Here is a 19551-nt window from a genome sequence, read left to right on the forward strand (position 1 = left end):
GACCGGCCTGACGCACCTCGCATCCGACGAAGGGACCGACCCGCCATGTCGACGGGCAGAACAGATACGAGTGGGACCCGCGCCACCGGGACACCCGGCGGCACCGGGGGGATCAACACCTACAAGGGCGAGGAACGAGCCCTGCGCGCCGACCGCCTCGGCACCCCCGGGCTCCTGCTGTCCGTCCTCGCCGCCAGCGCACCGCTGATGGTCGTCGCCGGGGTGATGCCCACGGTCTTCGGAGTGATGGGCATCGTCGGACAGCCGCTGCTCTACGTCATCCTCGGCATCGTCCTCATGCTGTTCGGCGTGGGGTACGCGGAGATGAGCCGGCACGTCCACAACGCCGGCGCCTTCTACGCCTACATCGCCCGCGGGCTCGGTCCGACGGCCGGCGCGGGCGCCTCCCTCGTCGCGCTGGTCGCCTACAGCGCCATGCAGGTGGGCATCTACGGGATCCTCGGCTTCGAGGTCTCGGGCCTCTTCGCCACCTACCTCGACATCGACCTGCGGTGGTGGATACCCGCCCTGGTCGCCGTGGCGGCCGTCGGTGTGCTCGGCTGGCTGAAGATCGATCTGAACGCCAAGGTCCTGGGTGTGCTGCTCGTGGTCGAGTGCGCCCTCGTGGTGATCTTCGACGTCGCCGCCGTCGGCAAGCCGGGTCCCGAGGGCCTGTCCCTGCACGCCTTCGACCCCGGGACGCTCACCGGCGCCGGGCTCGGCACCGCACTCTGCTTCTGCATCGCGGCGTTCGTCGGATTCGAGCAGGCGCCCGTCTACGCCGAGGAGACCAGCCGCCCGCAGATCGTCGTCTCCCGCGTCATGTTCCTGGCCGTCGGCTACGCCGCCCTCTTCCTCGCCGTCAGCTCCTGGGCACTCACCGTCGCGGCGGGCCCGTCCTCGATCGGGGACCTGTCCCTGAAGGAGGGACCCGGGATGCTCTTCGGCCTGACCGAGGAGCGGCTCGGTTCCGCCTTCACCGACATCCTGCACGTCCTCTTCGTCACGGGCATGTTCGCGGCGCTGCTCAGCTTCCACAACGTCGTCGCCCGCTACGCCTTCGCGATGGGCAGGGAAGGGCTGCTGCCCGCGGGCTTCGGGCGGACCACCCGGGCGAGCGGCGCCCCCGCCACCGGCTCCCTGCTGCAGTCCGCGGTCTCCGTCGTGATCGTGCTCGCCTTCGCCCTCTCCGACGGCAACCCGGCGGGCGACCCCACCGCCCCCGTCCTGCACCTGTTCACGTGGATGGGCAACGTCGGGGCGCTGGGGGTCATCGTGCTGATGGCCGCCGCCTCCTTCGCCGTCATAGCGTTCTTCGTACGCCGCGGCGCGGGGCGGGCACAGGCACCCCGGCTCGTCGCCTCAGGGCTCGCGGGCCTCGCCCTGCTGGCGATCGCCGTCCTCACCGTCCGCGACTTCGACGTCCTGGTCGGCTCGGGCCCCGGTTCCTCCCTCGACTGGATCCTGCCCGGCGTCATCCTTCTCGCTCTCGCCGCGGGGCTGGCCTACGGGGCGGTGCTGCGGCGGACCCGGCCGGAGGTTCACGCCCGGATCGGCCTCGGCAACGAGGCGTTCCAGCTGGAGAAGACCGCGGAGGGCGACGGCGTGCCGCGCTGAGCGGCCGGTTCTTACCGATCCATGACGCGCACCCGCGGCACCTGGTGGGACAGGGGCCGCGGGTGCTCGAATGGGCGGGTGAACGATTACCCGCCCGATGCCGGCGGCACCCCCGTCGGCCGCCGCCTGGTCCTCACCATGCTCGGCCTCGGCGCCGCCGGGGTGGCCGCCGCCCCCGTCCTCCAGGGCGCGATGGAGAGCGGCCTGGGCGCGGTCGCCGACAAGGACCCCACCGGACTCACCGGGCTGCTGCCCAACGGCGGGGGCTTCCGCTACTACTCGGTCACCTCCTCCGTACCGCGCAAGACCCCGGCGGACTACCGGCTGACCGTGGGAGGACTCGTCGACCGCCCGAGGACGTACACGCTGGACGCCCTGAAGGCGCTGCCCCGGACCCGGCTCGTACGGGACGTCCAGTGCGTCACCGGCTGGAGGGTGCCCGAGACCCCGTTCGAGGGCGTCACGCTCTCGGCGCTGCTGGACGCGGCGGGCGTACGCCCGGGCGCCAAGGCGGTCCGCTTCACCTGCTTCGACGGCGCGTACAGCGAGAGCCTGACGCTGGAACAGGCCCGCCGCCCCGACGTCCTGGTCGCCCTGCGGATGCGGGACAAGCCGCTGGACCACGCGCACGGCGGCCCCGTCCGCCTGTACGTCGCCCCCATGTACTTCTACAAGTCCGCCAAATGGCTTTCCGGGATCACCGTCACCGACTCCGTGCGACCCGGCTACTGGGAGGAGTTCGGATATGACGTCGACGCCTGGGTGGGCCGTTCCAACGGCCGGGACGACGCACCCACCGTCTGAACCGGGTTCGAGGATCCGCCGGTTCACCACCGCCGAACGCTGGGTGCACCGCACCACGGCCTGGCTCGTGCTGGTCTGCGTGGCCACGGCCGCGTGTCTCTACGTACCCCAGCTCGCCCAGCTCGTGGGGCGCCGCCACCTCGTGGTGACCGTCCACGAATGGTCCGGGATCCTGACCTTCGTGCCGCTCCTGGCGGGGCTGGTCTCCAGGGCGCTGCGCGCGGACCTCTCACGGCTCAACCGCTTCGGGCCGCACGACCGGCAGTGGCTGCGCGCCGCGCTGAGACGCGACCGCGCACCCGGGTCCCGGCCGGCGGGGAAGTTCAACGCGGGCCAGAAGCTCTACGCCGCCTGGATCGCGGGCGGTCTGCTGGTGATGCTCGGCACCGGTCTGCTCATGTGGTTCACGGGGCTCGCGCCCCTGGTGTGGCGTACAGGGGCGACCTTCGTGCACGACTGGCTGGCGCTCGCCGTCGGCATCGTCCTCGCCGGGCACATGGCGAAGGCGCTCGCCGATCCGGAGGCACGCCGTGGCATGCGCACCGGATCGGTCGAGCGCCTCTGGGCCCGTACCGAGCACCCGCTGTGGAGGGAGCCGGAGAAGTAGAGCCGGCTAGAGCACCAGCGACAGCAGCATGATGAATCCCAGGGCGACGACGGAGATGATCGTCTCCATCACCGACCAGGTCTTGACCGTCTGCGGCACGTCCATGCCGAAGTACTCCTTCACCAGCCAGAAACCCGCGTCGTTGACGTGGCTGAAGAAGAGCGAACCGGCACCGACGGCGAGGACGAGCAGGGCGACGTGCGAGGTCGAGAGGTCGGCGGCCAGCGGGGCGACCAGGCCGGCGGCCGAGATGGTCGCCACGGTCGCCGAGCCGGTGGCCAGCCGGATCGCGACGGCGATCAGCCAGCCGAGCAGCAGGGCGGGGATCGACCAGCTCTCCGAGAAGTCGAGGATCATCTGGCCGACACCGGCGTCGATCAGCGTCTGCTTGAACCCGCCGCCGGCGCCCACGATCAGGAGGATTCCCGCGATCGGGGCGAGCGACTTCTCGACGGTGGACGAGAGGCGGTCCCGGGTGAACCCGGCGGCCCGGCCCAGGGTGAACATGCCCACGACCACGGCCGCGAGCAGCGCGATCAGGGGGGAGCCGACGACGTCGGTGACCCGCTGGACGTGGTTCTCCGGATCGTCCACCACGATGTCGACGAGCGCCTTGACGAGCATCAGCACGACGGGCAGCAGGATCGTCGCCAGTGTGGCGCCGAAGCCGGGGCGCCGGTCCAGGTCCTCGGAGGGACGCTGCGGGATCATCTTCTCCGGAGCCTGGATGTCCACCCAGCGGGCGGCGTAGCGGGAGAAGACCGGACCGGCGATGATCACGGTCGGGATCGCCACCAGCACACCGAGCGCCAGGGTGACACCGAGGTTGGCGCCGAGGGCGTCGATCGCGACCAGCGGCCCGGGGTGCGGGGGGATCAGTCCGTGCATCACGGAGAGACCCGCGAGCGCGGGGATGCCGATCCGCATCAGCGAGTAGTTGCCGCGCTTGGCGACCAGCAGCACGACCGGGATCATCAGCACGATCCCGACCTCGAAGAACAGCGGGAGCCCGATGATCGAGGCGATGAGCACCATCGCCCACGGCATCGCACGCCCGCCCGCCTTCGCGAGGATCGTGTCGACGATCTGGTCGGCGCCACCGGAGTCCGCGAGCAGCTTGCCGAGGATGGCTCCGAGGGCGATGAGGACCCCGACGCCGGCGACGGTCGAACCGAGGCCCGCGGTGAAGCTGGCGATCGTCTTCGCGGGGTTGGCGCCCGCGAAGGAGCCGAGGGCGAGCGAGCCGATGGTCAACGCGAGGAACGCGTGCATCCGCAGCTTGGTGATGAGCAGGACGATGACGGCGATGCCCGCCAGGACGGCGATGCCCAGCTGCGCGTTGCCGGCCGAGGTGATCGGCTCGACGGCGTCCGCTGCCAGCATCTCGACGCTGAGACTGGTCACGGTGATGATCCTCAGTTCTCGAGCCGGCGCAGCGCGGCGACGGCCCGTTCGGTGATTTCCTCGGGGGTGCCGGACACGTCCACCGCGACGCCCGCCTCGTCCTCCTGCAGCGGCTGCAGGGTGGAGAACTGCGAGTCGAGCAGGGCGGTCGGCATGAAGTGGCCCTTGCGGTCCGCCATGCGGCGCTCGATGAGGGACCGGTCGCCGGTCAGGTGCAGGAAGACGGCGCCGGGGGCCTCGGCCCGCAGCCGGTCGCGGTAGACCCGCTTGAGCGCCGAACTGCTGACGACCCCGCCGAGCCCCGCCCGGCTGTGCGCCCACTGCCCGATCGCGTCCAGCCAGGGCCAGCGGTCGTCGTCGTCCAGGGGGGTCCCGGCGGACATCTTGGCGATGTTGGCCGGCGGGTGGAAGTCGTCGCCCTCGGCGTAGGGGACGCCGAGTGCGTCGGCGAGCAGGGGGCCGATCGTGGTCTTGCCGGTCCCTGCTACGCCCATCACCACGACGACGTGGGGGGTGCTCATTGCTGCCTCGCTGTCTTCATCGACATCGGTCCGTCGCGCTACTGAAACCCATTACATACGACTTATTCAAGAGGCTGTGACATAAACGTCGTACTTTTGGTGCGCCGGGGCGGCCCCGTAGGCTTGCGGGCATGACCACACCTGCCCAGGGGCTCCATACCCATGTGCTGGACACCCTGGGCCTGGAGATCGCCGCGGGTGACTGCCCGCCCGGGACGGTCCTGCGTACCGACGAGCTCGCCGGCCGCTTCGACGTGTCACGCACCGTGGTGCGCGAGGTCATCCGGGTCCTGGAGTCCATGCACCTGGTCGAGTCGCGCCGCCGGGTCGGGGTGACGGTCCTGCCCGCCGAGGAGTGGAACGTCTACGACCCGCAGGTCATCCGCTGGCGGCTCGCGGGCGCCGACCGGCCGAGGCAGCTGCGCTCCCTCACGGTCCTGCGGTCCGCCGTCGAACCCGTCGCCGCCGGACTCGCGGCCCGGTACGCCACGGCCGAGCAGTGCGCCGCGCTCACCGAGTGCGCGCTCGGCATGGTCGCGACCTCGCGGGGCGGGCAGCTGGAGGGTTACCTCCGGCACGACATCGCCTTCCACCGCATCGTGCTCAACGCCTCGGGGAACGAGATGTTCGCGCGCCTCGGTGACGTCGTCGCCGAGGTCCTCGCCGGACGCACCCATCACCAGGTGATGTTCGAGGACCCCGACCCCGCCGCCGTCACGCTCCACGTGCGGCTCGCCGAAGCCGTGCGCGAGGGGGACGCCGGGGGAGCGGAACGCCTGACCAAGGAGATCGCCGTCGGCGCCCTGCACGAACTGGACGTACTCGCGCCCTGAGGACCACGGCCGCGGCGGACCACGGCCGCGGCGGACCACGGCCGCGGCGGACCGCGGCCGAGCGCGGGACGTACGTGTCCGTGCGCCGTGCCGGCCCGGCCCGCCCCGGCACGGCGTACGGTTGCCTGTGATCGAATCCTCGACCGGTCGTCGATCCTCGTGACCGGTCTCGGAGGAACGCCGGGAACAAGGGAGTCCAGGGGAATGCCGCAGCAGGTACAAGGGGTCGTCGCACCGGGGAAGAACGAGCCGGTACGGGTCGAGACCATCGTGATTCCGGACCCCGGCCCCGGTGAGGCCGTGGTCAAGATCCAGGCGTGCGGCGTCTGCCACACGGACCTCCACTACAAGCAGGGCGGTATCAACGACGACTTCCCCTTCCTGCTCGGCCACGAGGCGGCGGGTGTCGTGGAGTCCGTCGGCGACGGGGTCACCGACGTCGCGCCGGGCGACTTCGTCGTCCTCAACTGGCGTGCGGTCTGCGGACAGTGCCGTGCCTGTCTGCGGGGCCGCCCCTGGTACTGCTTCGACACCCACAACGCCCGGCAGAAGATGACTCTCCTGGACGGCACCGAGCTCTCCCCGGCACTCGGGATCGGTGCCTTCGCCGAGAAGACCCTCGTCGCCGCCGGGCAGTGCACCAAGGTCGACCCCGAGGTCTCCCCGGCCGTCGCCGGCCTCCTCGGCTGCGGCGTGATGGCAGGCATCGGCGCGGCCATCAACACCGGCCAGGTCGGCCGGGGCGACTCCGTCGCGGTGATCGGCTGCGGCGGCGTCGGTGACGCGGCGATCGCCGGTGCCCGGCTCGCGGGAGCGGCGAGGATCATCGCCGTCGACATCGACGACCGCAAGCTGGAGACGGCGCGGAAGATGGGCGCCACCCACACCGTCAACTCCCGTACCGACGACCCCGTCGAGGCGATCCGCGGCCTCACCGGCGGCAACGGCGCCGACGTCGTCATCGAGGCGGTCGGCCACCCCGAGACGTACAAGCAGGCCTTCTACGCCCGCGACCTGGCCGGCACCGTCGTCCTCGTCGGTGTCCCCACGCCGGAGATGAAGCTCGAACTCCCGCTCCTCGACGTGTTCGGCCGCGGCGGTTCGCTCAAGTCCTCCTGGTACGGGGACTGCCTGCCCTCGCGCGACTTCCCGATGCTCATCGACCTGCACCAGCAGGGCCGACTGGACCTCGGAGCCTTCGTCACGGAGACGATCGGGCTCGGCGAGATCGAGCAGGCCTTCGCCCGGATGCACGACGGCGACGTCCTGCGCTCGGTGGTGGTCCTCTGATGGCCGCCCGCATCGACCACCTGGTCACCTTCGGGACCTTCGCCCTCGACGGCGGCGAGTGGGACGTGGACAACAACGTGTGGATCGTCGGCGACGACACCGAGGCGGTCGTCATCGACGCCGCCCATGACGCCGAGGCCATCCGGGACGCGCTCGGCGGCCGCACCCTGCGAGCGATCATCTGCACCCACGCGCACAACGACCACATCGACGCGGCACCCGCCCTCGCCGCGGCGACCGGGGCGCCGGTCCTGCTGCACCCGGACGACCTGCCGCTGTGGAAGCAGACCCACCCGGACCGCGCTCCTGACGGCGAACTCGCCGACGGCCAGGAGATCGAGGTCGCCGGGACCAGGCTGACGGTGCTCCACACCCCCGGCCACGCGCCCGGTGCGGTCTGCCTGCACGCCCCGGAGCTGTCCACGGTCTTCACGGGGGACACCCTCTTCCAGGGCGGGCCCGGCGCCACCGGACGGTCCTTCTCGCACTTCCCGACGATCATCGACTCCATCAGGGACCGGCTGTTCGCCCTCCCGCCGGAGACCGCCGTCCGCACCGGCCACGGTGACTCCACCACCATCGGCGCGGAGGCCCCGCAGCTCGACGACTGGATCGCCCGGGGTCACTGACAGGGGCGGGAGTTCACCGGTCCGGCCACGCGGAGAGCCGCAGCGCGCTCTCGAAGCGACGCGGCTCACCCGTGACCGGGTCGGTGAACTCCAGCACCCTCGCGAGCAGTTGCAGCGGCCGCCCGAAGTCCGCGGGCGGGGGATCCGGCTCCACGACCGGATACACCGGATCGTTCAGCAGGCCCAGCCCCAGCGCGTTCATGTGCACCCGCAGCTGGTGGGTGCGTCCGGTCGCGGGAAGCAGACGGTAGCGCCCCAGCCCCGCACGGTGCTCCAGCAGTTCGACCCGGCTCTCGCTGTTGACCGGGCCGGGCTCCTCGCGCGCGGCGATCACCCCGCGCTCCTTCACGATGCGGCTCCGCACCGTGCGCGGCAGGGAGACCCCCGCGTCGTACCGGGCGACCGCCTCGTACTCCTTGCGCACCAGCCGGTCCCGGAACAGGGTCTGGTACGCGCCTCTGTCCCCGGGGCGTACGACGCACAGGACGAGGCCCGCGGTCAGCCGGTCCAGCCGGTGCGCGGGCTGCAGCTCCGGAAGCCCCAGTTCGTCACGGAGCCGGGCGACCAGGGTCTGCGTGACGTGCCGGCCGCGCGGCGTCGTCGCCAGGAAGTGCGGCTTGTCGGCGATCACCAGGCGGTCGTCGCGGTGGACGACCCCGACCGGGAAGGGCACCGGCTCCTCCGGCGCGAAATCCCGGTGGAACCAGAGATGGCGCCCGGCCGTGTACGGCTCGTCGGCCCCCACCGCGCCGCCGTCCACGCCCACGAACCGGCCCTCGGCCAGCATGGCGTCCACCCGGGCGGCGCCGACGGCGCCGGCGAACCGCTCCAGCAGGTGGTCCCGGACCGTCGGCCACGCCCCGGCTGGATCCGCCGGGAACCGCACCCGCACGGGATCGACACCCGCGCGCTGGGGGAGCGGGGCGGCGGGAGGCTTCGCCCGTCCTCTCATGGTGCCGGTCCTTGTCCGATGGGGGCTCGCGGGCCCGGGTGCGGGTCGTCATCCATCATCCCACCGGAGGCCGCCCGTACGGCGCTCGCTCCCGGACGCCCGGCCGTGCTCCGCGAACGGGTGGGGGCGGAGGCCCCGGCCCGTGTTCACGGCACCGGCGGCAGGCCCCCGGCCCGTGTTCACGGCACCGGCGGCAGGCCCCCGGCCCGGGTGTGCGGCACCGGACGCGACGATCTCCGCCAGACCTCTGGAAAGCGCTTGCTGGGGACGCTAGGGTTCCGGCTCGTTGAAACCATTCAATGTGTCGATCCGAGGAGCCCGTATGCGCCGAGCCGGTCCCTTCGTACTGGCGGTCTGCGCCGCCGTCACCCTGACCTCCGTCGCCGTGTCACCCGCCCAGGCCCACAGCCGGACCCCCGGCCCGGGCGGTCTCGGCCACTGCTCCGGCACGGCCCCCGTCCTCTGCCATCTGGACGTCGCCCCCGGGACCTACCGTGTCCGGGTCCTGCTGGGCGGAGGAGCGCGCCCCGGCTCCACGTCCGTCGTCGCCGAGACGCGCAGGGCGATGCTCGCCGAGACGGCGACCGCCGCCGGCGAGACGGTCCGCCGCAGCCTCACCGTGGACGTCCGGGACCCGGAGGGTGAGCCCACCGGTCCCGCCGGAAGCCCGGGACTGGACCTCGCCTTCGGCGGTGCCGCCCCGCAGCTCGCCTCCCTCCGTGTCGAACGCGTCCGCACGTCCCAGATCCTGCTCGCCGGGGACTCCACGGTCTGCGACCAGGCGTCCGCGCCCTACACGGGGTGGGGGCAACAGCTCCCGCAGTACCTCACCGACCAGGTCTCCGTGGCGAACTACGCCGACTCCGGGGAGAGTTCGCAGACCTTCCGGGACGACCCCGCGCTCTTCCCCGCCCTGCGCCGGCACATCCGCCCGGGGGATCTCGTCCTCGTCCAGCTGGCCCACAACGACAAGCAGACCGACCGCGAGACCTACCGAGCCAACCTCACGGCGATGATCGAGGACGTACGCGCCGAGGGTGGCAGACCCGTGCTCGTCACGCCGATCGTCCGGCGCTGGTTCAACACCGACGGCACGCTCGACAACGGCACAGCGCTGCTCGTCAACGGACTGGGCGTGGATCTGCCGGCCGAGACGCGTGCCCTGGCGGAGGAGCTGGGAACCCCGCTGATCGACCTCACGGCGCTGACCAAGGACCGTGTCGAGGAGTTGGGCCCGGAGGGGTCGAAGGCCCTCTATCTCTACGACGAGAAGCGCGACAACACCCACACCTCGCCCCGCGGGGCGAGCGAGTACGCCGCGTTCGTCCTGGGTGAACTCCGGGGGCAGGGGCTGATCCCGCCCCGCGCCGTCCGGTGATCCGCTGACCGCGGGCTCCGGTGCGCGTCGACCGGCAGGGCTCTGCAAGGCGAAACCCCCCAGGTCTGTGACCTGGGGGGTTTCCGCTGGTGTCCGAGGGGGGACTTGAACCCCCACGCCCGATAAAGGGCACTAGCACCTCAAGCTAGCGCGTCTGCCATTCCGCCACCCGGACCGGGTGTCTGTCGTGCGGGCCGTGCCCGTTCCGACGTGGAAAACAATAGCAAACATTCGGGGGTGCTCGATCACACCCCCGGACCGCGTGAACGGCGCGTGACGGAGGGCGGGCGCCCTTGGGTCCCCGGGGCGGGCGCGCGAGGATGAGGGGGAGCACCACCGCGCCAGTGGAAGGAAGCAGCGTGAGCGAGACCAACACGGCTCCGGCCGGCATCGGCGAGCGCGCCGAGAACGAGGTCGTGGACCTCTGTCGTGACCTGATCCGGATCGACACCAGCAATTACGGCGACCACTCGGGCCCGGGGGAGCGGGCCGCCGCCGAGTACGTCGCCGAGAAGCTCGCCGAGGTCGGGCTGGAGCCGAAGATCATCGAGTCCCACAAGGGACGCGCCTCGACCGTGGCCCGGATCGAGGGCGAGGACCCCTCCAGGCCCGCGCTGCTGATCCACGGCCACACCGACGTCGTGCCCGCCAACGCGGCGGACTGGACCCACGACCCCTTCTCCGGGGAGATCGCCGACGGATGCGTCTGGGGCCGCGGGGCGGTCGACATGAAGGACATGGACGCGATGACCCTCGCGGTCGTACGCGACCGCATGCGCAGCGGGCGCAAGCCGCCGCGCGACATCGTGCTGGCCTTCCTGGCGGACGAGGAGGCGGGCGGCACCTACGGGGCGCGCCACCTCGTCGACCACCACCGCGACCTGTTCGACGGTGTCACCGAGGCGATCGGCGAGGTCGGCGGCTTCTCCTTCACCGTCAACGAGAACCTGCGCCTCTACCTGGTGGAGACCGCCCAGAAGGGCATGCACTGGATGCGGCTGACCGTGGACGGCACCGCGGGGCACGGTTCGATGACGAACAACGACAACGCCATCACCGAGCTCTGCGAGGCCGTCGGCCGGCTCGGGCGCCACCAGTGGCCGGTCAGGGTCACGACGACCGTCAGGTCCTTCCTCGACGAGCTCTCCGACGCCCTCGGCACCCCGCTCGACCCGGAGGACATGGAGGCGACGCTCGCGAAGCTCGGCGGGATCGCCAAGATGATCGGCGCGACCCTGCGCAACTCCGCCGCCCCGACCATGCTCGGTGCCGGGTACAAGGTGAACGTGATCCCCGGCCAGGCGACCGCGCACGTCGACGGGCGCTTCCTGCCCGGCTTCGAGGACGAGTTCCTCGCCGATCTCGACCGGATTCTCGGCCCGCGGGTCAGGCGTGAGGACGTGCACGGGGACAAGGCGCTGGAGACCAGTTTCGACGGCTCCCTCGTCGACGCCATGCAGATCGCGCTGAAGGCCGAGGACCCGATCGCGCGCGCCGTGCCCTACATGCTCTCCGGGGGCACCGACGCGAAGTCCTTCGACGACCTCGGCATCCGCTGCTTCGGGTTCGCCCCGCTGAAGCTGCCGCCGGAGCTGGACTTCGCCGGCATGTTCCACGGGGTGGACGAACGGGTCCCGGTGGACGGCCTGCGGTTCGGTGCCAGGGTGCTGGACCGCTTCATCGACCACTCCTGACCGTTCCCCGACCGGAATCGCCAGCCTGTGCGCACATCACCGAAAGGGTGAAAGTGATCGCCGACTCGTAGCCCCCGCCATTCCTCGTCGTTACAGGTGATGCGGTCCGCGGCTGGGACCGCACTTGTCAACACAGGAGGAATCATGATCAAGAAGGTCGTCGCAATCGCGGCCGCCACCGGTGGTCTCGTGCTCGCGGGTGCGGGTATGGCTTCCGCCGACGCCGGTGCCCAGGGTGCCGCCATCGGCAGCCCCGGCGTGCTCTCGGGCAACGTCATCCAGGTTCCGGTCCACGTTCCGGTGAACGTGTGCGGCAACACGATCTCCGTGATCGGTCTGCTGAACCCGGCCTTCGGCAACGCCTGCGTCAACGACTGACGAATGTGCGTCAACCCGTAAGGGTGTGAGCCCTGTCGGCCTCGGAGTGCGTGCCATGCACTCCGGGGCCGCTGGGCATTCGGCCCCTCGCAGTCTGCGACCGGGGCATTTCGTCAGGCAGAAGGCAGGAAGACAACCTATGCGACAGGTCACACGCAAAGGCCTGATCACGATGGCCGCGGCGGGCGGGGTACTCGCGCTCGGCAGCGGATACGCGCACGCCGACGCGGGTGCGGCCGGTGCCGCGTCGGGCTCCCCGGGCGTGCTCTCGGGGAACTCGATCCAGGTCCCGATCGACGTACCCGTCAACATCTGCGGGAACTCCGTGGACGTCGGCGGTCTGCTCAACCCCACGAGCGGAAACGAATGCGGAAACGGATCTTCGGATTCCGGTCACGCGCACCACTCGGACGACGGCTCCCGGTCCGGGCACGACGGCAGGTCGTCCGGCCACGGTCAGGGCGGCAAGGGCTCCGGCCACGACGGCATGCGTGACGGCGGGATGCGTGACGGGGGCGAGGGGACGGGACGGCACCGCGCGTCCGGCGCCTCGGCCCAGTCGGAGGCCAAGGGGTCTCCCGGCATCCTCTCGGGCAACCAGGTGCAGGCTCCGGTGGAGATCGCCCTGAACGTCTGCGGCAACAGCGTCACCGTCGGCGGCCTGCTCAACCCGGTCTTCGGCAACTCCTGCGAGAACGACACGGAGACGGCTCCGCCTCCCGTCGTGCCGCAGACCCCGCACACCCCGGACGAGCCGGTCACGCCCCAGGAGCCCCCGGCTCCCGAGACCCAGCTGGTGGTCGGCGAGCAGCTCGCCCACACCGGTGGCGGCGGCCTCGACCTGCTCGTTCCGGCCGGCGCCGGTCTGCTGCTCGCGGGGGCGGGCACGGTCCTGTACCGGCGGTCGCGCAGCGCCGCGTAGCGCGGTACACGACACCCGTACGACGAGCGGGTTCCGCGGTCGCGGAACCCGCTCCGTCCTACCAGGTGGCCCGGAGCTGGCGGATGATCCGGCGGCGCAGCCGCACCCGGCGGCTGCCGTCGAGACGCAGCGTCAGCCGGTCCAACTCCCAGTGGCCGTACTCGGCGTGGTCGGTCAGCAGTCGGGCCGCCTCTTTGCGGGACACCCCGCGCGGCACGTACACATCGATGAATTCGTATTCCGGCATCGCATCTATTGTGCGGGCAGACCCCCGCTACGGATAGCGTCTGTCCCATGTCTGATGCTGCGCAGCCCACCGCTGCCGAGGTACGCGCCGCCGCCGATGCAGTCAAATCCGCGCTCGATCGCCACCTCCAGGCTGTCGAACGCCGCACCGGGGACGACGACCCCGCTGTCTACGACGCGTTCAACGCACTGGCCGCCGCGGCCGAGGTCTACGACGAACTCCTCTACGACCGCTACGACGAGGTCACCCCCTTCGAGATCCCCGGCGCGGAGGACTCCCTCCCGCCCTACGAGGGGCCCGAGGAACCGCATGCCGTGAGCGTGCTGATCAGGCGCGACTACGCCGTGGCTGAACCGGCCCGGCTGCTCGCCCAGGCACAGCGGCTCGCCGACCTCGACCCCGACGCGACGGACGCCGGTGTCCCGACGGTCGCCGACGGCGGTGTGCACGCCGCACTGGGGGTGGTGTTCGGCGAGTACGAGGCGGACGAGATCGCCTCCCGGCACACGGAGTTCGGACTGGAGGAGGGGGACTCCACGCTCTGGGTCTCCGCCATCGACGAACTCCCCGATCCAGGAGAGTGGCTCGGGTCACCGTTCGACGACGCCGACCCCGCACTGGTCGTCTGCCGCTTCGACGTCAGCGCGGTCTTCGACGAGGAGGACGAGCCGGACGGGGGCCCGGACGGGCCCGGCACGGAACGCCCCTGATCCCGGAACGCCCCTCATCCCGGGAGGTCCCTGATCCCCGGGGGTCCCTTCCGCGGACACCGCCCCGCGCACCGGCGTCACGACCGGTCCGCGGGGTTTCGGTGTCCGTTCAGGGCGTCACGGTGCGTCCGGTGTGGGCAGGGCCTCCAGCAGAGGACGCAGCCGGGTCGTCCGCTCCTGCGCCGGCACCTCGGCCACCGCGCGCGGCAGCGCCTGGTCCACGCCGTGCACCACGGACAGGTGCCGCTCACCCCGGCTGAACGCCGTGTACACCCAGGGCCTGCTGAGCCCCTGGGCGGCGTCACCCGGCAGGACGACGACGGCGGCCGGCCAGCGCATGCCCGCCGCCTGATGGGCGCTGAGCGCCCAGCCGTGCCGTACGGCGGTCGCCACGTCGTCCGGAGGCACGACGACGGGCGTCCCCGCGCAGTCCAGGCGCAGCCCTTCCGCGTCGGCCGAGACGACCGACCCGGGTACGGCCCTGCCGGGCGCCGGTACATGGACCACTCGGTCGCCGGGGTCGAAACCGCCGAAGCGCCCCGGTCCCGGATTGAGACGCTGCTTCAGCGCCGCGTTGAGCGCGGTGGTGCCCGCGGAGCCGCCGTGTCCGACGGTGATCACCTGTGTGTCGCCGGAGGGCACGCCGAGCGCGCGCGGTACCGAGTCGGCGACCAGCTGCACCGTACGGTGCACGGCCTCACCCGCATCCCGGACAGGCACGATCACCACCTCCCGGCCGGGCGCCTCGACCTGCGCCAGCTCCCCGATACCGACGCCGGAGACCAGTTCCCCGATCGGTCCGGGATCCGGGGTGCGGGAGACCACATGGGGACAGGAACGCGCCCCGATGACATCGGCGAACACCCGGCCCGCACCGGCCGACCCGAGCACACCCGGATCGCCGCTCAGGACGAGCCGCGTCCCGTCGGCGAGCGACTCCACCAGCACGGCCGCCGTCTCCACGTCGAGCTGCGGGGCGTCCAGCACGACCAGCACGTCGAGGGCGAGCGCGCCGTCGGCGTCCCGGCCGGGACCTTCCGCCCCGGAGAGCAGTCCGGACAGCGTGACGGCCGCCCCGGGGTCACCGACCGCCTCCGCCAGCCTGCGACGTCCGTCGGGACTGTGGGCCGTACCCAGGCCGCGCAGCCCCATGCCGTGCGCGGCCGCGATCAGCGCGGCGGGCTCCGCCCTCGCGCTCTCCCCGCCACTGTGGACGACGACGCCCGCCCCCGCGGCGGCCCTGACGAGCTCGGCGGCGGAGGGCGAGGGCGCGGCAGCGGCGGCATCGGCCCAGTCGGCGCCCTTCTCGCAGGAGTTCATCAGCCTGGCCAGACCGTCGGCGAGGCTCTCCTCGGCCAGGGCGTACCTGTCGAGGCCGAGCAGGACACGTGCCGGCTCCCGCTCGTCCCCCTCCTCGCCCTGCTCCTGCGGCTGGTCCCCGTCCTCGAGGTCCATGGCGTCCACACCGTCCGCGCCGTCCTGGAAGACCAGGACCACGCCCTCGGCGACGGCGTGCCGGACGGCCTCGCCGGGGTCCGTCACCGCGAACCCCGAGAGCGCCGCGCGCACCTCCTCGGCGTCGAGAGCGGTGTGGCCGCGCAGCGCGGCCCGCTCCAGCAGGTGCCCCACCAGGGCGGCCGTCCGCCGCTCGTCGTCGGGGCCGCACTCCGCCCCGAGCAGGGCCCGTGCGAAACCGTCCGCCTGCTCCGGCCGCACGCCGGGCACCGCCAGCAGCTGCCACGGGTCCGCCCTCAGGAGGTCTCCCGCCGCCTCGCCGAGCGTCGCCGCCACCGGACCCGCCAGCGTCCCGGGCGCTCCGCCCTCGGCCAGCACGGCCGCGACCGCGGCAGCGGCCTCGGCGGACGCCACGCGCGGGACCGGACGGGCGGGCGCGGGGGAGGGGCGCACGGGCGTGGCCGCCGCTGGTGCCGTCCGGCGGGGAGCGGGCGCCGTACCGGGGGAGTCGAAGAAGTCCGCGCCCGGCTTCTCGCCGCTCTCGACCGCGCGCACGGCCGCGAGCAGATCGGCCGCCGTGCCGCTCAGCTTCGCCCCGGCCGCGATGGGGCCGTCCTTGCCGGCCTTGCGCTGCTCGATCCGCCGCCGGAGTTCGCGCTGCGCCGCCAGCTCCGCCTCGGCCTCGGTGGGCGCGGGAGCGGCGTCCGAGCCTTCTCCGGCTTCCTGCGCCCCCTCCGCGCTCTTCGCGCTGTCGTGCGCCCCCTGTGCGCCCCCTTCGTCGGGCATGCCGGGCGAGTCGTCGGCGCCTACGGAGCCGTCCTCGCCCGCCTCGTGGTCCTCGGCCGCGGGGTCCGGGGCCTCTCCCCGGGGATGCGCAGTCACAGCGTGCTCCAGTCCTGGTCGGGATAGCGGTGCACGGGCGCCGAAACATCGTCGAGCGCCTGGCAGATCTCGTCAGGAAGCGTAAGCGTCTCCACTGACAACGCCTCGGTCAGCTGCTGCGCGTTGCGGGCGCCGACCACCGGAGCGGCCACCCCCGGGCGGTCCCTCACCCAGGCGAGCGCGACCTGGAGCGGGGTCGTGGCGAGACCCTCGGCCGCCGTGGCCACCGCGTCCACGATCCTGCTCGCGGCGTCGTCGAGGTACGGCTCCACGAACGGCGCCAGGTGTTCCGAGGCGCCCCGCGAGTCGGAAGGGGTGCCCGTGCGGTACTTGCCGGTCAGCACGCCCCTGCCCAGCGGGGAGGAGGGGAGCAGTCCCACCCCGAGGTCCAGCGCCGCGGGAAGCACCTCCCGCTCGATGCCCCGCTGCAGCAGCGAGTACTCCATCTGCGTCGAGGCGAGCCGGGTGCGCGCCCCCGGCGCGGCCAGTTGCCAGGTGGCCGCCTTGGCCAGCTGCCATCCGCTGAAGTTGGACACCCCGGCGTACCGCACACGGCCTGAGGACACCGCGAGGTCCAGCGCCTGAAGGGTCTCCTCCAGGGGCGTCACCGGGTCGAAGGCGTGGACCTGCCACAGATCGACGTAGTCCGTCCCCAGCCGCCGGAGGGACGCGTCCAGGGCCGCCAGCAGGTGGCCGCGCGATCCGTCGAAGCGGCGGTAGGGGTCGGGCACGCTGCCGGCCTTGGTCGCCACGACGAGGTCCGCTCTCGGCACCAGGCTGTCCAGGAGGCGCCCCAGCACGTACTCGGCCTCGCCGCCGCCGTAGACGTCCGCGGTGTCGACGAGGGTGCCGCCCACGTCCCAGAAGGCCTTCAGCTGATCGGCGGCGTCGTGTTCGTCCGTGTCCCGGCCCCAGGTGAGCGTACCCAGCCCGATCCGCGACACGCGAAGGCCGGTACGGCCGAGATGCCTCTGCTCCATGGGCGCTGAGATTACTGGCCAAGGCCCCACGGGGTGGAGCCCTGTGGACAACGTGCCGCCGGGGCGGCCCTGCCGCTTCGGTGCGCCCCGCGCTAGAGTCCCCGGCAGAGGAACGTTACTGATCAGTAGAGGGAGCGTTGGTATGCGGCTCGGCATCAATCTCGGTTACTGGGGTGCGGGGATGGACGGCGACAACCTCGCCGTCGCCCAGGAGGCCGACCGGCTCGGCTACGACGTCTGCTGGGCGGCCGAGGCGTACGGCTCCGACGTTCCGACGGTGCTGGCCTGGGTCGCCGCCCGGACCGAGTCCATCGACGTCGGATCGGCCATCATGCAGATCCCGGCCCGTCAGCCCGCCATGACGGCGATGACGGCGGCCACCCTCGACTCCCTGTCGGGCGGCCGTTTCCGTCTCGGTCTCGGGGTCTCGGGGCCGCAGGTCTCCGAGGGCTGGTACGGGGTCAAGTTCGACAAGCCCCTCGCCCGCACCCGCGAGTACGTCGAGATCGTGCGCAGGGCGATGTCCCGGGAGCGCCTCTCCTACGAGGGCGAGCACTGGACGCTCCCGCTGCCCGACGGCCCCGGCAAGCCCATCAAGCTCACCGTCCACCCCCAGCGCGAGCACATCCCGCTCTACATCGCCGCGATCGGCCCGAAGAACCTCGAACAGACCGGTGAGATCGCCGACGGCGCGCTGCTGATCTTCCCCTCCGCCGACCACCTCCAGGAGACCGCGGTCCAGCACCTGCGGGCCGGACGGGAGAAGGCCGGTCTGACGATGGACGGATTCGACGTCTGCCCGACCCTCCCCCTGGCGGTCGGCGACGACATCAACGGCCTCGCGGACATGTTCCGCCCGTACACCGCCCTCTACGTCGGCGGCATGGGCAGCCGCAAGCAGAACTTCTACAACCAGCTCGCCCAGCGCATGGGGTACGAGAAGGAAGCCGCCGAGATCCAGGACAAGTACCTCTCCGGCGACAAGGCCGGCGCCGCGGCGGCCGTCCCGCACAAGCTGATCGACCAGACCACGCTGCTCGGCTCGGTGGACCGGATCGCCGACCGGATGCAGGCCTACGCGGCCGCCGGGGTCACCACCCTGACGCTCGCCCCGGCGGGTTTCACCCTCGACGAGCGGCTCGCCGCACTGCGTGCCGGAACCGACGCCCTGGAGCGCTCCGGCCTCGCGGCCTGAGCCGCCGGCCGCGCACCCGCGGACAGCACTGCGGCCGTGGTGGGGGCTCGGGGCCCACCCCGCCACGGCCGTCGCACGGAACAACGCCCCGCCCGGCGCCCGGGTTACGCCCCGTACCCCTCACGGGTCTCCCCGGCAGGTCCGGCGGTGCGCGGAACGCCCGTTCGGCCCTGCCCGGCAGCGCTGGTGTTGCCTACCGCCCCGTACCGAATTTGACTGTGCCTCTGCGGACACCGGTGCGAAAGGTGGCAGTGATGCTCTCGGCAAAGAGTCTGTTCCAGGAGATCCTCGACAACGACGAGTCGTTCCGGCTGTTCTGCTCGATCGCCGCGGGCGGGGAGTCGCAGGGAGGCTGGGAGAACGCGCGTATCGCCTCCCTCGTCCCCCCGGCCCTGAGCGAGCTCGCACCCAAGGTCGCCCGGCACGGCGCCGACGAGGACAAGCACGGCCGCATCTTCAACGCGCTCCTGAAGCAGCGCGGACTCCAGCCCGTCGCCGTGCCCTACGAGACCGACTACACCCTGCTGCTGGAGCGCCAGGGCATCGGCCTCGCACACGACAGACTCAGCCGCGAGGAGCCCCTCGCCGAGCGCGACATCATCGTCTACCTGGCCCACAGCAGGGTCACCGAGCAGCGCGCCTCGGAACAGATGCGGCTCCTGCTCAGGCACTTCGCCGACCACCCCGTCCTGGGCCGCGCGGTGAGGATGATCTCGCGCGACGAGGACAGCCACCTGGCCTACTGCCACGAGGAGCTCCTCCGCTTCGCCCGCGCCGGACACGGCCGGACCATCCAGTCCGTCCTGCGGGAGTGCGCCCGGGCCGAGATCCGCGTGTACCGCGACGTCAGCCTCGCCGTGATGAGCCACATGGGCAGCGTCCTGCGCTGGCCCCGCCCCAAAGCCCTCCTCCTGGCCGCCGGCATCCACGCGATGTACGCCTACGAGCTCGCGGTGGGATGGCGGCGCATGGTGAGCCTCGAACAGCCCGCCCTGCGCGACGCGCTGGGCGGCCCGGCGGCGCCGGAGACCGAGTACGCCTGATCCGGGCGGG

Annotated in this window: 19 protein-coding genes and 1 tRNA gene; 13 read left to right on the top strand and 7 right to left on the bottom strand. The window is 72.2% G+C overall.

From position 1 onward, the window contains the following. Positions 1 to 45 precede the first annotated feature (45 nt). From ACFXOA_RS03340 to ACFXOA_RS03350, 3 genes are all read left to right on the top strand, one after another. Positions 46 to 1617: an APC family permease gene (locus ACFXOA_RS03340; protein ID WP_385021726.1), complete on the top strand. Its 1572-nt coding sequence runs from the start codon at positions 46 to 48 to the stop codon at positions 1615 to 1617. Positions 1618 to 1755: 138 nt separating this feature from the next. Next, positions 1756 to 2421, top strand: a complete 666-nt coding sequence (locus ACFXOA_RS03345; protein WP_385022092.1) for a molybdopterin-dependent oxidoreductase — start codon at positions 1756 to 1758, stop codon at positions 2419 to 2421. Further along, positions 2363 to 3028 (top strand): cytochrome b/b6 domain-containing protein, encoded by a 666-nt coding sequence (locus ACFXOA_RS03350; protein WP_385021729.1) that lies wholly within the window; start codon positions 2363 to 2365, stop codon positions 3026 to 3028. The genes ACFXOA_RS03345 and ACFXOA_RS03350 overlap by 59 nt, the downstream gene beginning before the upstream one ends. Before the next feature lie 6 nt (positions 3029 to 3034). Here the strand turns inward: ACFXOA_RS03350 and ACFXOA_RS03355 are convergent, their stop codons facing one another. Both ACFXOA_RS03355 and ACFXOA_RS03360 read right to left on the bottom strand, forming a co-directional pair. After that, positions 3035 to 4432, bottom strand: a complete 1398-nt coding sequence (locus ACFXOA_RS03355; RefSeq protein WP_385021732.1) for a GntP family permease — start codon at positions 4430 to 4432, stop codon at positions 3035 to 3037. 11 nt (positions 4433 to 4443) lie between these two features. Further along, positions 4444 to 4953 carry a gluconokinase gene (locus tag ACFXOA_RS03360; protein WP_385021735.1) on the bottom strand — a complete coding sequence of 170 codons (510 nt, stop codon included), beginning with the start codon at positions 4951 to 4953 and terminating at the stop codon, positions 4444 to 4446. A 131-nt stretch (positions 4954 to 5084) separates the two neighbouring features. On the opposite strand from ACFXOA_RS03360, the gene ACFXOA_RS03365 reads away from it, so the two are divergent. From ACFXOA_RS03365 to ACFXOA_RS03375, 3 genes are all read left to right on the top strand, one after another. Next, a complete protein-coding gene (locus ACFXOA_RS03365) occupies positions 5085 to 5786 on the top strand; it encodes a FadR/GntR family transcriptional regulator (RefSeq protein ID WP_385021738.1) in 702 nt (233 codons plus the stop codon). Between the two features lie 204 nt (positions 5787 to 5990). Next, positions 5991 to 7076 (top strand): S-(hydroxymethyl)mycothiol dehydrogenase, encoded by a 1086-nt coding sequence (locus ACFXOA_RS03370; protein ID WP_385021740.1) that lies wholly within the window; start codon positions 5991 to 5993, stop codon positions 7074 to 7076. Next, complete coding sequence (locus ACFXOA_RS03375) at positions 7076 to 7705, top strand: MBL fold metallo-hydrolase (RefSeq protein ID WP_385021743.1); 630 nt, start codon at positions 7076 to 7078, stop codon at positions 7703 to 7705. The genes ACFXOA_RS03370 and ACFXOA_RS03375 overlap by 1 nt, the downstream gene beginning before the upstream one ends. A 13-nt stretch (positions 7706 to 7718) precedes the next feature. Here ACFXOA_RS03375 and ACFXOA_RS03380 read toward each other — a convergent pair whose 3' ends face one another. Continuing rightward, positions 7719 to 8657: a pseudouridine synthase gene (locus ACFXOA_RS03380; protein ID WP_385021746.1), complete on the bottom strand. Its 939-nt coding sequence runs from the start codon at positions 8655 to 8657 to the stop codon at positions 7719 to 7721. 322 nt (positions 8658 to 8979) lie between these two features. Between ACFXOA_RS03380 and ACFXOA_RS03385 the strand changes: the two genes are divergently transcribed. Next, complete coding sequence (locus tag ACFXOA_RS03385; protein WP_385021749.1) at positions 8980 to 10035, top strand: rhamnogalacturonan acetylesterase; 1056 nt, start codon at positions 8980 to 8982, stop codon at positions 10033 to 10035. Between the two features lie 87 nt (positions 10036 to 10122). Here the strand turns inward: ACFXOA_RS03385 and ACFXOA_RS03390 are convergent. Next, positions 10123 to 10210 (bottom strand) — tRNA-Leu (locus ACFXOA_RS03390). Positions 10211 to 10394: 184 nt separating this feature from the next. Between ACFXOA_RS03390 and ACFXOA_RS03395 the strand changes: the two genes are divergently transcribed. The 3 genes from ACFXOA_RS03395 to ACFXOA_RS03405 all read left to right on the top strand — a co-directional run bounded on the left by ACFXOA_RS03395 (position 10395) and on the right by ACFXOA_RS03405 (position 13029). Beyond that, a complete protein-coding gene (locus tag ACFXOA_RS03395) occupies positions 10395 to 11729 on the top strand; it encodes a M20/M25/M40 family metallo-hydrolase (protein ID WP_385021752.1) in 1335 nt (444 codons plus the stop codon). A 144-nt stretch (positions 11730 to 11873) separates the two neighbouring features. Beyond that, positions 11874 to 12107, top strand: coding sequence for a chaplin ChpH (gene chpH, locus ACFXOA_RS03400; protein WP_329212748.1), 234 nt, complete (start codon positions 11874 to 11876; stop codon positions 12105 to 12107). 139 nt (positions 12108 to 12246) lie between these two features. Further along, positions 12247 to 13029: a chaplin gene (locus ACFXOA_RS03405; protein WP_385021755.1), complete on the top strand. Its 783-nt coding sequence runs from the start codon at positions 12247 to 12249 to the stop codon at positions 13027 to 13029. A gap of 58 nt (positions 13030 to 13087) precedes the next feature. Here the strand turns inward: ACFXOA_RS03405 and ACFXOA_RS03410 are convergent, their stop codons facing one another. Then, the gene (locus tag ACFXOA_RS03410; RefSeq protein ID WP_014157168.1) at positions 13088 to 13276 is read right to left on the bottom strand and encodes a DUF5703 family protein; all 189 of its coding nucleotides are present in this window, start codon (positions 13274 to 13276) and stop codon (positions 13088 to 13090) included. 47 nt (positions 13277 to 13323) lie between these two features. Here ACFXOA_RS03410 and ACFXOA_RS03415 point away from each other — a divergent pair, with 47 nt between their 5' ends. After that, entirely contained in the window at positions 13324 to 13986 is a 663-nt protein-coding gene (locus tag ACFXOA_RS03415) for a hypothetical protein (RefSeq protein WP_385021757.1), read from the top strand. A 117-nt stretch (positions 13987 to 14103) separates the two neighbouring features. Here the strand turns inward: ACFXOA_RS03415 and ACFXOA_RS03420 are convergent, their stop codons facing one another. Both ACFXOA_RS03420 and ACFXOA_RS03425 read right to left on the bottom strand, forming a co-directional pair. Then, entirely contained in the window at positions 14104 to 16323 is a 2220-nt protein-coding gene (locus tag ACFXOA_RS03420; RefSeq protein ID WP_385021760.1) for a helix-hairpin-helix domain-containing protein, read from the bottom strand. Then, the gene (locus ACFXOA_RS03425; protein ID WP_385021764.1) at positions 16320 to 17303 is read right to left on the bottom strand and encodes an aldo/keto reductase; all 984 of its coding nucleotides are present in this window, start codon (positions 17301 to 17303) and stop codon (positions 16320 to 16322) included. The genes ACFXOA_RS03420 and ACFXOA_RS03425 overlap by 4 nt, the downstream gene beginning before the upstream one ends. A 142-nt stretch (positions 17304 to 17445) precedes the next feature. Here ACFXOA_RS03425 and ACFXOA_RS03430 point away from each other — a divergent pair, with 142 nt between their 5' ends. Next, on the top strand, positions 17446 to 18498 hold the full coding sequence (locus tag ACFXOA_RS03430) for an LLM class F420-dependent oxidoreductase (protein WP_385021767.1): 1053 nt from the start codon (positions 17446 to 17448) through the stop codon (positions 18496 to 18498). Between the two features lie 254 nt (positions 18499 to 18752). Then, positions 18753 to 19541 carry a ferritin-like domain-containing protein gene (locus ACFXOA_RS03435; protein ID WP_385021770.1) on the top strand — a complete coding sequence of 263 codons (789 nt, stop codon included), beginning with the start codon at positions 18753 to 18755 and terminating at the stop codon, positions 19539 to 19541. The last annotated feature ends 10 nt before the right edge of the window (positions 19542 to 19551 follow it).

This window comes from Streptomyces sp. NPDC059166 (assembly GCF_042755185.1).
Lineage (GTDB): Bacteria > Actinomycetota > Actinomycetes > Streptomycetales > Streptomycetaceae > Streptomyces.